The sequence below is a fragment of the Aquabacter sp. DMC10 genome (assembly GCF_056314145.1).
Genome location: NZ_JBQUYX010000003.1, coordinates 392,575 through 406,387 on the forward strand (window position 1 = coordinate 392,575; position 13,813 = coordinate 406,387).

The window sequence follows — 13,813 nt, forward strand, 5'->3', positions numbered from 1 at the left end:
CGCTGAAGCGCCGACAAGAACGGGACGGAGGAGCGCCATGAGCCAGCGGGAAGCCGCCTTGTCACGGCAGCATGCGGTGCTGCGCGACCTTCTGGAGCGATATGCGGCCGAGCGCCCGGACGCGCCCTTCGTGCAATTCTGGCCGGGTCCCGCCGACGCCTCCAGCTGGACCTATGCGCAGACCCTCGCCCAGGTGCGCCGCCGGGCGGCGACGCTGGCCCGCCATGGCGTGGTGCGCGGCCAGCATGTGCTGTGCTTCATGGGCAATGGGCCGGACCTGCTGGCCACATGGTTCGCCATCAATTATCTCGGCGCGGTCTATGTGCCGCTGAACACCGCTGCCCGTGGCAAGCCGCTGGAGCACATCCTCAACGATGCCGACGCCCCGCTCATGGTGGCCGAGGCTGCGCTGGTGGAGCGGCTGGAGGGCCTCTCCCCCGGCAAGCTGAAGACGGTCCTCACCGTCGACGGCACGGCTGCTCCCTTGCCGGGCCTCGACGTCCAGCCGCTTGCGGACGACCCGGCGGCGCCCGTTCCGTCTGCGCCGGTGCCGCCCATCGAGCCCTGGGACACGCAGGCCATCATGTACACCTCGGGCACCACGGGGAACCCGAAGGGGGTGATGTCCTCCTACACCCAGCTTTATTCCATGGGGCCGGATGCCTTCGCTGTGGCGCCCGATGATCGTTGCCTGATCTGCGGCCCGATCTTCCATTGCGGCTCCACGCTCTATGTCTATGCCCAGCTCGCCCGTGGCCTTTCCATCGGCATGATGCGGGAATTCCGCACCCAGGACTTCTGGCCGGCGGTGCGCGAGACGGGCTCCACTTATGTGCTGCTCCTGGGCGTGATGGCGAGCTTCCTCCTGAAGGCGCCGCCCGCCCCGGGCGAGCGCGAGCACCCCTTGCGCCGCGCCTTCATCACGCCCTTCGGGGAGGACGGCCCGGCCTTTGCCGAGCGCTTCGGCGTTGAGGCCTGGACCATCTACAATATGACGGAGATTTCGAGCCCGCTCCATGCCGGGCCGGGCATCACCGCCAAGGGCATTGCCGGCACGCCGCGCCCCTGGATCGACCTGAAGATCGTCGACGCCAACGATTTGGAGGTGCCGGACGGGGAGACCGGGGAACTGGTCATCCATTCCCGCCGGCCCTGGGCGCTGATGAAGGGCTATTACAACAATCCGGCCGCCACCGCCGAGGCCATGCGCAATGGCTGGTTCCACACCGGCGACGGCTTCCGGCGGGCACCGGACGGCACCTTTTTCTTCGTGGATCGCCTGAAGGATGTCATCCGCCGGCGCGGCGAGAACATCTCCTCCTTCGCCCTGGAGGCGGAGGTGCGCACCCATCCGGCCGTGAAGGAATGCGCGGCGGTGGCGGTGCCCAGCGAATTTTCCGAGGATGAGGTGCTGGTCGTGGTCACCCCCGTCGAGGGCGAGGCTCTTGATCCGGCTGCGCTCATCCGCTTCCTGGCGGACAATGTGCCCCACTACATGGTGCCGCGCTATGTGCGCCAGTTGGAGGCGCTGCCCAAGACCTCCAGCGGCAAGATCCAGAAGCACGAACTGCGCGCGGCGGGCGTCACACCGGACACCTTCGATCGCGAGGCGGCGGGCTTGCGCATCGGCCGGAGCGGGGCCAAGGCCGGCGGCTGAGGCGCGGCCTCCCGGGATGGCTCAGGCGATGGCGGCGGTGGCGACGCGCACCTTGTGCGTGGCGTCTTCCATGCGCCCGGTGGCACTGGCGATTTCCTGCATGTTGAGGCGCACCGTCTCCACTCCCTGGGCGGCCACGTGCATATTCCCGGACACCTCGCGGGTGACGGAGGTCTGCTCCTCCACCGCCGCGGCGATCTGGGCGCTCACCGCATTCAGGTCACCGATGGTCTGCGTGATGGAGGAGAGCGCCTTGGCGGCATCCTCGCTCGCCTTTTGAACCGCGTCCACCTGCGCCGCGATCTCGCTGGTGGCCTTCGAGGTCTGGCCGGCCAGCGTCTTTACCTCGGAGGCGACCACCGAGAAACCCTTGCCGGCATCGCCCGCGCGCGCCGCCTCGATGGTGGCGTTGAGGGCCAGCAGATTGGTCTGGTCTGCGATGGAATTGATGAGGGCCACCACGTCGCCGATCTTCTGCGCCGCGCCGGTGAGGCCCGAGACGATGGCATTGGTGCGCGATCCCTCCACCTCGGCGTGCTTGGCCAAGGCGCTGGACTGGTGGACCTGGCGGCGCAGCTCCTCCGCCGAGGCGGCCAGTTCCTCGGCGCCCGCGGCCACCGACTGCACATTGCTGGCGGCCTGCTCGGTGGCGGCGGCAGCGGAGGTGGCCTGCATGTTGGTCTTGGCCACGTCGCCGGAAATGAGGGTGAGGTCGCCGGCGATCTCCGCCTGGGCCTTGGCCCGACGCATGCGGGCTTGCACCGCCTCGGTGACGTCGGTGGCGAACTTCACCACCTTGAAGGGGGTGCCGGTGTCGTCGACGATGGGCGTGTAGGTGGCCTGGATCCAGACCTCCCGTCCGCCCTTGCCGATACGGCGGAACTCGGCCTGCTGGAAGGTGCCGCGCCGGAGCGCATCCCAGAAGGCCGCATAAGCGGGCGTGCCGCGCTCCTCCGGCGCGACGAACATGGAATGATGGCGGCCCTTGATCTCATTGAGGCCGTAACCCACCGTCTTCAGGAAGGCCTCGTTGGCATCGAGGATGGTTCCGTCCAGCTGGAAATGGATGACCGCCTGCGAGCGCCCGATGGCCTCCACCTGGCACTTGTCCTCCAGGCTGCGCAGCTTGCGTTCGGTGATGTCGGCGGCGAACTTCACCACCTTGAGCACGCGGCCGGAACTGTCGATCACCGGGTAATAATTGGCCTCCAGCCAGATGGCTCTGCCGTCCTTGGCGATGCGCTTGAATTCGCCGGCCTGGAACTGGCCCTTGGCCAGGGTCTGCCAGAAGGTTCGGTAGGCGGGGCTTTCGGCATAGGCGGCGGGCACGAAGATGCGGTGGTGTCTCCCCCGGATCTCGGCGAGGCTGTAGCCCATCACCTTCAGGAAATTCTCGTTGGCCGCAAGGATCTCGCCCTCCGGCGTGAACTCGATCACCGCCATGGCCCGGTGGAGGGCCTTGAGGGCCAGTGCCGCCTCTGAACTCTTGCCAAACATGGGGCGCCTCGCGGGTGGGGTAATGCCGGCCGACCGTGCCGCGCCGGCCTTGCCTTGGGCTTGCATCCCATCCGGGGGGCATGCCGGCCGGATGGGACGCCCTCAGGCGAATGAAGGGGAGAAGAGCGGGTGCGCGCCCGCCGTGTGGCTCAGGCGATGGCCGCCGAGGCGGTGCGCACCTTGCGGGTGGCTTCCTCCACGCGCCCGGTGGCGCCGGCGATTTCCTGCATGTTGAGGCGCACGGTCTCCACCCCCTGGGCGGCCACATGCATGTTGCTGGACACTTCGCGGGTCACTGCGGTCTGTTCCTCCACCGCGGCGGCGATCACCGCGCCCACCGCATTCAGATCGGCAATGGTCTTGGTGATGGAGGACAGGGCCTTGGCGGCGTCCTCGCTGGCCTTCTGCACGGCATCGATCTGGGCCGCGATCTCGCTGGTGGCCTTGGAGGTCTGGCCGGCCAGCGTCTTCACCTCGGAGGCGACCACCGAGAAGCCCTTGCCGGCATCTCCGGCGCGGGCGGCCTCGATGGTGGCGTTGAGGGCCAGCAGATTGGTCTGGTCGGCGATGGAATTGATGAGGGCCACCACGTCGCCGATCTTCTGCGCCGCGCCGGTGAGGCCGGAGACGATGGCATTGGTGCGCGTGCCCTCCACCTCGGCGATCTTGGCGAGCTCACTGGACTGGTGCACCTGGCGGCGGATCTCCTCCACCGAGGAGGCCAGCTCCTCCGCGCCGGCGGCCACCGACTGCACGTTGCTGGCGGTCTGCTCGGTGGCGGCGGAGGCGGAAGCCGCCTGCATGTTGGTGCGGGTGACATCCTCGGAAATGAGGGTGAGGTCGCTGGCGATCTCCGCCTGCGCCTTGGCGCGCTGCATGCGGCGCAGGACGGCATTGGTGATGTCGGTGGCGAATTTGACCACCTTGAAGGGCTTGCCGGTGTCATCGACGATGGGGGTATAGGTGGCCTGGATCCACACCTCCCGCCCGCCCTTGCCGATGCGGCGGAACTCGCCCTGCTGGTATTCGCCGCGCTGGAGCGCCTTCCAGAACTCCCCATAAGCCGGCGTGCCGCGCTCCTCATTGGCCATGAACATGGAATGATGGCGGCCCTGGATCTCGTCCAGGCGATAGCCGAGCGTCTTCAGGAAGTTTTCGTTGGCGGTCAGGATGGTGCCGTCCAGCTGGAAATGGATGACCGCCTGGGACCGGCCGATGGCCTCCAGCTGGCACTCATCCTCCAGGCTGCGCAGCTTGCGGGCGGTGATGTCGGCGGCGAACTTCACCACTTTCAGGACGCGGCCGGAGTTGTCGATCACCGGATTGTAGCTGGCCTCCAGCCACACCTCCGCCCCGCCCTTGGCGATGCGCTTGAATTCGCCGGCGTGGAAATGACCTTTGGCGAGATTGCTCCAGAAGGCGCGGTAGTCAGCGCTCTCCGCAAAGGCCGGGGTCACGAAGATGCGGTGGTGGCGGCTCCTCACCTCGGGGAGCGTATAGCCCACCACCTTCAGGAAATTCTCGTTGGCGGCCAGGATCTCGCCAGCGGGCGTGAATTCGATCACGGCCATGGCCCGGTCGAGGGCCTTGAGCGCAAGGGCGGCCTCAGAATTCTTTCCAAACATCAGGGCCCTCGCGGGACGGGTGAACAGCACCTCACCGTGCGGGCCTCGGCTTGCATCAGGCTTGCATCCGCTCGCCCGGCGAAAATCACCTCTCGGCCGGGAGCATCAGGCCACGCATGCGCAGGGCCGATTGGGCGGCCCCGAAGCCGTTGTCGATGTTCACCACCACCAGGCCCGGGGCGCAGCTCGCCAGGGCCGAATGCAATGCGACGGTGCCTCCTTCGGACACGCCCTGTCCCACGGAGGTAGGTACGGCGATGATTGGCGCTTGGATCAGTCCCGCCAGCACCGAAAACAGCGCGCCTTCCATGCCGGCCACCGCGATGACGATGCGCGCGCGGCGGATCTCTTCCAGCCTGTCCATGAGCCGCCAGAGCCCGGCGACGCCCACATCCGCGATCACCCGGGCCCCCACGCCGCAGAAGGCGAGGGTGCGCACGGCCTCCCCCACCACGGGCATGTCGGCAAGGCCGGCGGCCACGACGGCGATGTCCGGCTCCCCGGCGCAGGCGGGCACCGGACCGAAAAGGCCGGTGCGGGAGACGGGCTCGTAGTCGAGGCCGCCACGCAGGACGTCCGGCAGTCGCTCCACCTGATCGGGGGCAAGGCGCGTCAGGAGGACCGGACGGCCGAGGCTTCGGGCGGCGGTGAGGATCTGCGCGAGCTGCGCATCGGTCTTGCCCTTGGCATAGACCGCTTCCGGCAGGCCGGTGCGGGCGTCCCGGCCCCAATCCATGCACGCGTCCGGGTTCAGGGCGTCGCTCATTCCGCGGCGCTCCGCACGAAGGCGCTGCCGACGCGATAGGCGCCGAGGCCCGCGAATGTCCGGCCTTCCGCGTGGCAGGCGGTCTCCATGAGGGCAGTCAGGTCCGCCATCGCATCCGGCGCAGGGGCCGGGCGCAATTCCAGATGCACGCCGTCCCGGCGCAGGCGGACGCGCACGGTCTGGTGTGCGCCCAGAAGGCGGCGCACCTCCCCCTCCGTGCGGTCGATGAAGGCGAGGTCGCGCGGGTCGATGGCAATGCCCGTCTCCACCCGGCTGGCGAGGCAGGGCTGGGCGGGAAGCTCGGAAAAGGCGGTGAGCCCCAGGTGCCGGGCCAGGGCGCGGATGCCCGGCTTGCCGATGCCGGCGGTCACGAAGGGATGGATGACGCCATGTTCCCGCGCGGCGTTCAGACCGGGGCGGTGCTCGCCGAGATCGTCCAGGTTCGTGCCCGAAGCGATGGTGCGCTCGGTGACGGCGGCAATGGCGCCGTAGAGGTTGGCCTTGCAGAAATAGCAGCGGTCGAACGGATTGGCGCGATAGCGCGGATCGTCTTGCTCGCCGGCATTGAGCAGGTGCAGGTTCCAGCCTTCCGCTGTCGCATGGGCCGTGATGAGCCCGCGGGCCTGGCCGGGGACGGCGGGGGAGACCGCGTGGATCATCAGCGGCGGCGTTGCCGCATGGCGGTGGACCAGCGTGGCGAGGGTCATGCTGTCCACGCCCCCGCTCACCGCCACCGCCAACGGGGGCAGGGTATCGAGCAGGGCGAGCAGGCGGGGCAGATCCTCGGGCGCGGTCATGGCTCGCTCCGTCCGGCCGCCCGCCGCGCGGCGAGGGTGCTGAGGCCGGAGAGCGCATCGGCCTCCACCTTGGCGGTGACCTGCCCGTCGGGACGGGTGGCATGCTTCACCGGGCGGCCATCCGCCGCGTGGCCGTGCGTGCGGGCAAGGACGCGCCGCTCCACCCGATGGAAGCGCAGGCCGAGGGTCGAGGTTTGTAGGAAGACGGCATCGCTGATGGCGTCGAGCCGGTCGTCCTCGCACAGCAAGGCGAAGGTGGTCAGCGGCCGGCCCTTCTTGCCGAGGCCCGACACGAGGCGCAGGTCGCGCACCCCGGTGGTGGCGCGCAGCAGGTCGGCGGCGTGGGCCATTTCCTCGCCGGTCATGTCGTCAATGTCGAAGGCGATTTCGACCAGCGCGTCGGGCCGCACCACCTCTCCGGAGCTCTCGAACAGGCTGGCGCGCAACACGTTGGGCAGGCCCGGCAAGCTGCGGGTGCCGGCGCCATAGCCGACCGCCTTGAGGCTGGCGAGGGCCGGCCGCGCAGCCGGAGCGTCCCCCATGAGATGGCGCAGGATGGCCGCGCCGGTGGGCGTCACCCGCTCGCCGCTCACCCCGTCATCCCGCCAGGGGAAGCCGGTGAGGATGTCCAGTGTCGCCGGCGCGGGCACGGGCAGGAGGCCGTGGGCGGTCTTCACCATCCCGCCGCCCAGCGGCAGGGGGGAGAGGCTCCAGCTGGCGCCGGGGAGGGCGGCGGCAATGCTGCCGGCTGCCACCACGTCCATGAGGGAATCCCAGTCGCCGATCTCATGGAAATGCACCGCCTCCACAGGCATGCGATGCATGCGCGCCTCGGCCTCCGCCAGCACGGTGAGGATGGCGATGGCGGCCTCTGCCGTGCCGGGGCTGAGCCGGGCGTCGCGGATGCGGGCGCGCATGTCCGCGAAGGTGCCGGACGGGGCGGAGACGTGAGGCCGAGGGTGCGCGTGCGGGTGAGCCTCGGCATGGGCATGCGCATGGGAATGGGCATGGGAATGGGCGTGGGCATGAGAGTGAGAGTGAGAGTGAGAGTGAGAGTGGCTCTCACCCACGCCATCACCACTCGCCGACGCCTGCGCATGGGAATGGGCATGGGAATGGGCGTGGGCATGAGAGTGAGAGTGAGAGTGAGAGTGGCTCTCACCCACGCCATCGCCGCCCGCCGACGCCTGCGCATGGGAATGGGCGCTGTGGGAATGGGCGCTGTGGGAGGGATGGCGCGTCCCGTCGGCCGGGGCCTCGCCGGGACCCACCAGCGAGACATGCAGCGCCGCGATGCCGCCATTCACCACCTCGGCGATCCGCGCCTTCCCCGCCTCCGGCGGAAGCACGGCGGCGATGTCGGCCAGCACGCGCGGCTTCAGGTCGGGGCGGGCGGCCAGCAGGGCGGCGACGAACATGTCGCCGGCGATGCCGCCCACGGGATCGAGATGAATGTGAAGCGTCACGGCCGGCTCACCCACGCCGGCGCTCAATGCGGCAGGTCCGGCCACGGGTCCAAGAGGCGCCCATCGGCGTCGAAGCCCATGGCGCGGGGTTCGCTCAGGATCTCGATGCCCGGCCGGTCGGCGATCTGCGGCAGCAGGGCCTCGGAGGCATAAAGATATTCCAGGTGCAGCGTGTTGGGGATGCGGATCATGGTGATCGCATCCGGCGTCTGGGATTCGCAGGTCTTCACCGCCGCTTGGATTGCGGTCTTGTCGTCCGGCATGGCCATGGGCAGCGAGGCGGCGATGAGCACGCCCGAGGTCAGAGAATTGGTATAGACCGCCTCCCGGTCGAAGCGGTTGAACAGGCGGTCGGTGATGACATCGGCGCGGGCGACGCCATTGGCATTGCCCTGGCTCTTGTCGGTCACGTCCAGCACGATGATGCGCGAGACGCTCGGGCCGCCCTTAATGGCGGTGGTGGAGGGGCGGCCGGTGATGTTGGGGTCCATGCCGCTGCCGGAAAATTCCTTGCCCACATAGTCCACCAGCAGCACGTCCAAGGGGCCGGAGGCCAAGGGCTGGTCGAGGGGGCCGAGCGGCAGGCGGGGCATATTGCGCATGGCCTCGGCGAGGAAGGCGCGCTCGGCCTCGATCAGGCCTTCGGGCGGCAGCACCACCACCTTGCACAGGCGGTCATAGGCATTTTCCACCGTGCCGATGCCGAACAGCACCTTGCAGGTGGCCAGCTTCACCCGCGCCATCTCGATGATGAAGCGGCCCACATGGTTGAAGCCCCAGGCGTGGCAATTGTCGGCGCCCGACTGCTTGCCGAGGCCGATGGCCAGCATCTTGACGAGGCCGCTCTCATTCTGCGCCCGGAAGGCGCTGTGCGGCTTGATGCGGTTGAACAGCACGATGCCATCCGCCTCGAAGGCGAGGCGGTCGATGCGCACCGACATGCCATTGTCCAGCACGCCCACTTCCACCGTCTCCATGGAGGAGCGGATGGGGCAGCCGGCGCTTTGCTCGGTCACGCCCAGCTGGGCCAGCACCTTGGCCTGGCCCTCGGCGGTGGCGCCGCCATGGCTGCCCATGGAGGGCACGATGAAGGGATGGGCGCCCAGCGCCTTCAGTTCGCTGACGATGGCGCGCACCAGCTCCGGCAGGCTGGCAAGGCCCCGGCTGCCCACGGTGAGGGCCACCGACATGCCCGGCCGGATAGCCTCCCGCACGAAGCCGGCGGAGGCCAGGGCGTCATGCACCGCCCCTTGCGGCTCCACCGCCGGGGCGGCGAAGAAATTCTGTCGGACGAGGGCCATGCGGGGCAGCGGGGTGTTCTCGACCAGCTTCACATAGCTCGGCCGCATGGCGTCTCTCCCGTTCTGTTCTTGATGCCGCGGCGGGCCTCGGCCCGCCGCATGCGAATCTTATCACTGGGGCTTGATGTTGCCCTTCTCGATGACTTCCTTCCACTGCGCCGTCTGCGCCTTGATGAGATCGGTGAACTTGGCGGGGGAGGAATTGGACACCGGGGTCACGCCCATGGCTACCATCTTGGCGATGGTGTCGGGCTGCTTCATGAAGGCGTCGATCTCGGCCGCCAGCTTGTTGATGATCTCGTCGGGCGTGCCGGCGGGGGCGAGGAAGCCGTGCCAGGCGGTGGCCTCGAAGCCGGGGACGAACTCGGCCACGGTGGGCAGGTTCTTGTCGAAGGCCTCTCGCTCGGGGGTCGCCACGGCGAGGGCCACCAGCTTGCCGTTCTTCACATAGGGCAGGAGGAGCGGCACGTTGTCGAAGGCCAGTTCCACATTGCCGGAGAGCAGGTCCGGCAGCATGGCGGACGAGCCCTTATAGGGAACGTGCACCATCTGGGTGCCGGTCTTCTGCATGAACAGCTCGCCGGCCAGATGCTGGGTGGTGCCAATGCCGGCGGAGCCGAAGGACACCTTGTCCGGGTTCGCCTTCAGATAGGCGATCAGTTCTGGCACGGTGCGGGCCGGGATCTTGCTGGGATTGATGACCAGCACATTGGGCACCACCGACACCTGGGCGATGGGCTTCAGGTCGCGCAGGGTGCGATAGGGGAACTTCTCGCCATAAAGGGTCGGGTGCACGGCGAGGTTCGAGGTGGAGGCGAGCACCAGCGTGTTGCCGTCGGGCGCGGAGCGCACCACCTTGTCGACGCCGGTCACGCCGCCGCCGCCGCCGATGTTTTCCACGATGAAGGGCTGGCCCAGCTTCTTCTGCAGGTTCTCGGCCACCATGCGGGCGATGATGTCTGCCGTGCCGCCGGAGGAGAAGGGCACCACGATGGTCACCGGGCGGGACGGATAGGCCGGCTGCGCCATCACCGGGCCGGCGAGGACGAGCGACAGGCAAGCAGCGGCGAGGGATCTGAGCTTCACAGCTTCCTCCGAGTGTTTTGTTTGCGGCCGGTCATCGGCGGCGCGGAAGCCGGGCGGCTCCGGGGCGGACACGCTCTGCGGCAGCATCCGCCGGCAACGTGCGGACTTGTCCACTATTTGTCAAGATGTCATTCTTGTCGCAGCGGAAGGGGCGCGGTGCAGCCGCAATATGGCCGCGCAGAGGTGCCCGCGCGCGCCTGTCCCGGCGCGAGCGGAGGGGCGGCCGGAGGGTGGTGGCCTCCGCGCGGGCAGCGGGTCAGAGCGAGAGGTCGAGGGTCCGGCCTTCAAAAATGCGGTCCCGCGAGCCTTCCAGATGCTGGCGCATGAGGGTGCGGGCGGTCTGCGCATCCCGGCGGCGGATGGCGTCGAACACCTCCTGGTGTTCCTTGAAGACGCCCGCCAGCCCGGAATGAGGCCCCATGAGGGAGACGCCGTGGAACTTCATGCCCACCGCGATGTGGTCCTTCAGCGCCTGCATGGAGGAGATGTAATAATGGTTGTTCGAGGCCTGAGCGATGGCGCAGTGAAAGGCATAGTCCGCATCCTCCCGGTGGCGGTGGGCCTGGGTGGCGTCGCGCATCAGGTCGAGGGCGGCGGCGATGGCGTCCAGCGCCGGCTCGTTCCAGCGCAGGGCGGCGTAATAAGCGTGGTCCGGCTCCAGGGTGAGGCGGAACTCATAGCAGCGCTGGATGTCGGCGATGGTCTCCACCGGCGAATAGCCGATGGCGCGGGATTCCTCCACCCGCACCTTCACGAAGCTGCCCGCCCCCTGGCGGGAATAGATCAGGCCCTCGTCCCGCAGGCGTCGGAGGGCCTCGCGGATGATGGGGCGCGACACCAGGAATTGCCCGGCCAGCTCGTGCTCGCCAGGCAGCTTCTCGTCCGGCTGATAGTCGCCGCGGCTGATCTTGGTGAGCAGCAATTGATAGACGCGCTGCACCAGCGGCGTGCGGTGGGCCCGGTCGGTGCTGCCCTCCGTGCCCTCGGGCCCCCCGTCGGAGGCGGTGGTGGGCAGGGAAACTTCCTGCGAGGTGTCGTCGCGATCGGCCATGACAACTTTCCAGAACAGTACGGGGCGGGCGGGGCGCGACCGTAACGGTCGCAGCCTGGGCATTTCCCCCGGCTCGTCTTATAACACATTGCCTGCGCACCGCTCATTGGCAAGGGGCGATGCGCCGCGCGGCTCGTCTTAATGCCATTTTCAACCTTACAACATGTTGACAGTGCGGCGGCGCCGGGCGTATCACCCCGTAAAGGGCGGCGACTGAAGCCCGTCCATGTGAGGGAGATGCCGGTGAGCCCCATTCTCGTCCCCCCTCCGCGCGCGCCCGGCGTGCCGGTGGGTGCATGGGAACGGCGCCCATGACGGCGCCCGCCCATGTGGGGCCCGCCGACGCGGCGCCCGCCGATGTGGGGCGCGCAGCGCCCGCGGCGCCGGCCGCTTGGGACGGCGCTGGAATGCCGAACCTGCGTCTGATCGCCGATGACCTCACCGGCGCCCTGGATTCCGCCATGGCCTTCGTGCGCCCCGGGCATGCGCTTCCGGTTCACCTGGGCGCACCAGGCCTGGCCGTGGGGCCGCTCGCCATCGACAGCGACACCCGCGCGTGCAAGCCGGATACGGCCCGCCGGATGGTGGCGACCCTTGCCGGGGCCGTTGCTGCGACGCCTGGGGCGGCGGAAAGCCGCACCAAGGCGCCCCTCTTCTTCTGCAAGCTCGACAGCCTTCTGCGCGGACGCGGCGCGGCGGAGATTGCCGGCTGGCACGATGCCATGACTTTCGCGCGCTGCATCATTGCCCCGGCCTTCCCCCATCATGGCCGCGTCACGCGCGGGGGCGTCCAGATGCTCCAGGGACCGGACGGCGCGCGGCCCGTAGGCGAGGATCTTGCTGCCGGGCTGAGGGCCTTGGGCCTTTCCGTGCAGCTCTGCCGGCCCGGCGATGCCGTGCCTGATGGCCTCAGCCTCTGGGATGTGGAGGCGCAGGCCGACCTTGTTCGCATCGCGCGTGATGGCGCCGCCGCCGGTGGTCGCACCTTGTGGTGCGGCAGCGGAGGTCTCGCCCTTGCGCTGGCGGGTGAAGTCGAGCCTGCCTTCATCGACCCTGCCACCTTGCCGCGCCCGCTGCTCGGCCTGTTCGGCACCGATCATCCGGTGACGCGGGCGCAGGTGGAGGCCTGCGGCGCGGCCGCCTTCCAAATTCGCGAAGGTGGGCCGCGTGAGGCCTCAGATGTCGCCGCGCGCCTTGAGGGTGACGGCGTCGCCCTCCTCTCCCTGGCGCTCCCCGAGGGCACGCCCCGCCCCGAAGCGGCGGAACGCATCGCGGACGAATTCGCCCGCCTGCTGTCGGCCATGCCCGCCCCGGGCACTCTGGTGGTGTCCGGCGGCGAGACGCTGCGGTCGCTCAGCCTGTCGCTGGGGGCGGAGCGGCTTGATCTTCTCGGTGCCTTCGAGACCGGCATTCCCGTGTCCATCCTGCGGGGCGGGCGGTTCGACGGGGTGCATGTGGTGTCGAAATCCGGCGCCTTCGGTGATTCCCTGCTGCTGCGGCGGCTGATCTTTCCAATGCAAGGAGCGCGCGCATGACGCCGCATTTGGCCGTCACCATGGGCGACCCGGCCGGGGTCGGCCCGGAAATCATCGTCAAGGCCTGCGAGCGGCTGAAGGACCGGCTGGCTGCCGGCGATTTGCGGCTCCTCATCATCGGCTCCAATCCGGCGCTGAAAGAGGCGCAGGCGCTGCTCGGCTCCACCCTGCCCATTCCCGAGGTGAGCGAAGCCGACAGTGCATGGCCGGCGCTCGCCTGCCTCCAGGCGGGGCCGGAGGGCGAGCCCATCCGCCCGGGCGTGCTGAGCCTTGATGGCGGCCGCTTTGCCTTCCTGGCCATCGAGCGCGCCGTGCGCCTCGCCCAGGCCGGCCGCGTGCAGGGCCTGGTGACGGCGCCCCTCAACAAGGAGGCGCTGAACAAGGCCGGCTATCATTATGCTGGTCATACCGACATGCTGGCGGACCTCACGGGCGCCCGCGGCTCGGTGATGATGCTGGCCCACGGCAATATGCGGGTGAGCCACCTGACCACCCACATCGCCCTGAAGGACGTGCCCGCCAAGCTCACGCCTGAGCGGCTGCGCTATGTGATCGACCTCACCGACCAGACGCTGAAGGGCCTCGGCCTTTCCCGCCGCCGCATCGCGGTGGCCGCGCTGAACCCCCATGCGGGCGAAGGCGGCCTGTTCGGGCGCGAAGACATCGAGGTGAGCACCCCCACCATTGCCAAATGCGTGGCCGACGGGCTCGACGTAGTCGGCCCCGTGCCCGGCGACACGGTGTTCGTGAAGCTGCGCGCCGGCCAGTTCGATGCCGTGGTGGCCATGTATCACGACCAGGGGCACATCCCGGTCAAGCTGCTCGGCTTCAACGTCAATCCCGAAACCGGAACGTGGGATGCCCTGTCCGGCGTCAACATCACGCTGGGCCTGCCCATCATCCGCACCTCGGTGGACCACGGCACGGCGTTCGACATTGCCGGCAAGGGCATCGCCAACGAACTGAGCCTCATCGAGGCCATCGACTATGCCGAGAAGCTCGCCGCTTCCGGCACGCACTGAAGGAAGGGCG

At 68.9% G+C, this 13,813-nt stretch carries 11 protein-coding genes; 3 read left to right on the plus strand and 8 right to left on the minus strand.

Annotated features, from left to right (window positions below):
* The first annotated feature begins 37 nt into the window (after window positions 1–37).
* Window positions 38–1,657: an AMP-binding protein gene (locus tag ACT54L_RS10525; protein ID WP_476085529.1), complete on the plus strand. Its 1,620-nt coding sequence runs from the start codon at window positions 38–40 to the stop codon at window positions 1,655–1,657.
* A 21-nt stretch (window positions 1,658–1,678) separates the two neighbouring features.
* Here the strand turns inward: ACT54L_RS10525 and ACT54L_RS10530 are convergent, their stop codons facing one another.
* From ACT54L_RS10530 to ACT54L_RS10565, 8 genes are all read right to left on the minus strand, one after another.
* Window positions 1,679–3,154, minus strand: coding sequence for a methyl-accepting chemotaxis protein (locus ACT54L_RS10530; RefSeq protein WP_476085530.1), 1,476 nt, complete (start codon window positions 3,152–3,154; stop codon window positions 1,679–1,681).
* A 149-nt stretch (window positions 3,155–3,303) separates the two neighbouring features.
* A complete protein-coding gene (locus ACT54L_RS10535) occupies window positions 3,304–4,779 on the minus strand; it encodes a methyl-accepting chemotaxis protein (protein ID WP_476085531.1) in 1,476 nt (491 codons plus the stop codon).
* 85 nt (window positions 4,780–4,864) lie between these two features.
* A complete protein-coding gene (gene larB / locus ACT54L_RS10540) occupies window positions 4,865–5,545 on the minus strand; it encodes a nickel pincer cofactor biosynthesis protein LarB (protein ID WP_476085532.1) in 681 nt (226 codons plus the stop codon).
* The gene (gene larE, locus ACT54L_RS10545) at window positions 5,542–6,342 is read right to left on the minus strand and encodes an ATP-dependent sacrificial sulfur transferase LarE (protein ID WP_476085533.1); all 801 of its coding nucleotides are present in this window, start codon (window positions 6,340–6,342) and stop codon (window positions 5,542–5,544) included. The genes larB and larE overlap by 4 nt, the downstream gene beginning before the upstream one ends.
* Window positions 6,339–7,808, minus strand: a complete 1,470-nt coding sequence (gene larC, locus ACT54L_RS10550) for a nickel pincer cofactor biosynthesis protein LarC (protein WP_476085534.1) — start codon at window positions 7,806–7,808, stop codon at window positions 6,339–6,341. Before larC ends, larE begins: the two co-directional genes overlap by 4 nt.
* Before the next feature lie 23 nt (window positions 7,809–7,831).
* Window positions 7,832–9,157, minus strand: coding sequence for a nickel pincer cofactor-dependent isomerase, group 22 (locus tag ACT54L_RS10555; RefSeq protein ID WP_476085535.1), 1,326 nt, complete (start codon window positions 9,155–9,157; stop codon window positions 7,832–7,834).
* 63 nt (window positions 9,158–9,220) lie between these two features.
* Window positions 9,221–10,195, minus strand: a complete 975-nt coding sequence (locus tag ACT54L_RS10560; protein ID WP_476085536.1) for a Bug family tripartite tricarboxylate transporter substrate binding protein — start codon at window positions 10,193–10,195, stop codon at window positions 9,221–9,223.
* Between the two features lie 256 nt (window positions 10,196–10,451).
* Complete coding sequence (locus ACT54L_RS10565) at window positions 10,452–11,246, minus strand: FadR/GntR family transcriptional regulator (RefSeq protein WP_476085537.1); 795 nt, start codon at window positions 11,244–11,246, stop codon at window positions 10,452–10,454.
* 407 nt (window positions 11,247–11,653) lie between these two features.
* On the opposite strand from ACT54L_RS10565, the gene ACT54L_RS10570 reads away from it, so the two are divergent.
* Window positions 11,654–12,781 (plus strand): four-carbon acid sugar kinase family protein, encoded by a 1,128-nt coding sequence (locus ACT54L_RS10570; RefSeq protein ID WP_476085538.1) that lies wholly within the window; start codon window positions 11,654–11,656, stop codon window positions 12,779–12,781.
* Entirely contained in the window at window positions 12,778–13,803 is a 1,026-nt protein-coding gene (pdxA, locus tag ACT54L_RS10575; RefSeq protein ID WP_476085539.1) for a 4-hydroxythreonine-4-phosphate dehydrogenase PdxA, read from the plus strand. The genes ACT54L_RS10570 and pdxA overlap by 4 nt, the downstream gene beginning before the upstream one ends.
* Window positions 13,804–13,813: the final 10 nt, after the last annotated feature.

What these genes read in the sequence shown, in the direction of transcription:
- ACT54L_RS10535 (WP_476085531.1), bottom strand. Translation starts at nt 4,779, where the DNA reads ATGTTTGGAAAGAATTCTGAGGCCGCCCTTGCGCTCAAGGCCCTCGAC.
- larE (WP_476085533.1), bottom strand. Translation starts at nt 6,342, where the DNA reads ATGACCGCGCCCGAGGATCTGCCCCGCCTGCTCGCCCTGCTCGATACC.
- ACT54L_RS10525 (WP_476085529.1), top strand. Translation starts at nt 38, where the DNA reads ATGAGCCAGCGGGAAGCCGCCTTGTCACGGCAGCATGCGGTGCTGCGC.
- larB (WP_476085532.1), bottom strand. Translation starts at nt 5,545, where the DNA reads ATGAGCGACGCCCTGAACCCGGACGCGTGCATGGATTGGGGCCGGGAC.
- ACT54L_RS10555 (WP_476085535.1), bottom strand. Translation starts at nt 9,157, where the DNA reads ATGCGGCCGAGCTATGTGAAGCTGGTCGAGAACACCCCGCTGCCCCGC.
- ACT54L_RS10565 (WP_476085537.1), bottom strand. Translation starts at nt 11,246, where the DNA reads ATGGCCGATCGCGACGACACCTCGCAGGAAGTTTCCCTGCCCACCACC.
- pdxA (WP_476085539.1), top strand. Translation starts at nt 12,778, where the DNA reads ATGACGCCGCATTTGGCCGTCACCATGGGCGACCCGGCCGGGGTCGGC.
- ACT54L_RS10570 (WP_476085538.1), top strand. Translation starts at nt 11,654, where the DNA reads ATGCCGAACCTGCGTCTGATCGCCGATGACCTCACCGGCGCCCTGGAT.
- ACT54L_RS10530 (WP_476085530.1), bottom strand. Translation starts at nt 3,154, where the DNA reads ATGTTTGGCAAGAGTTCAGAGGCGGCACTGGCCCTCAAGGCCCTCCAC.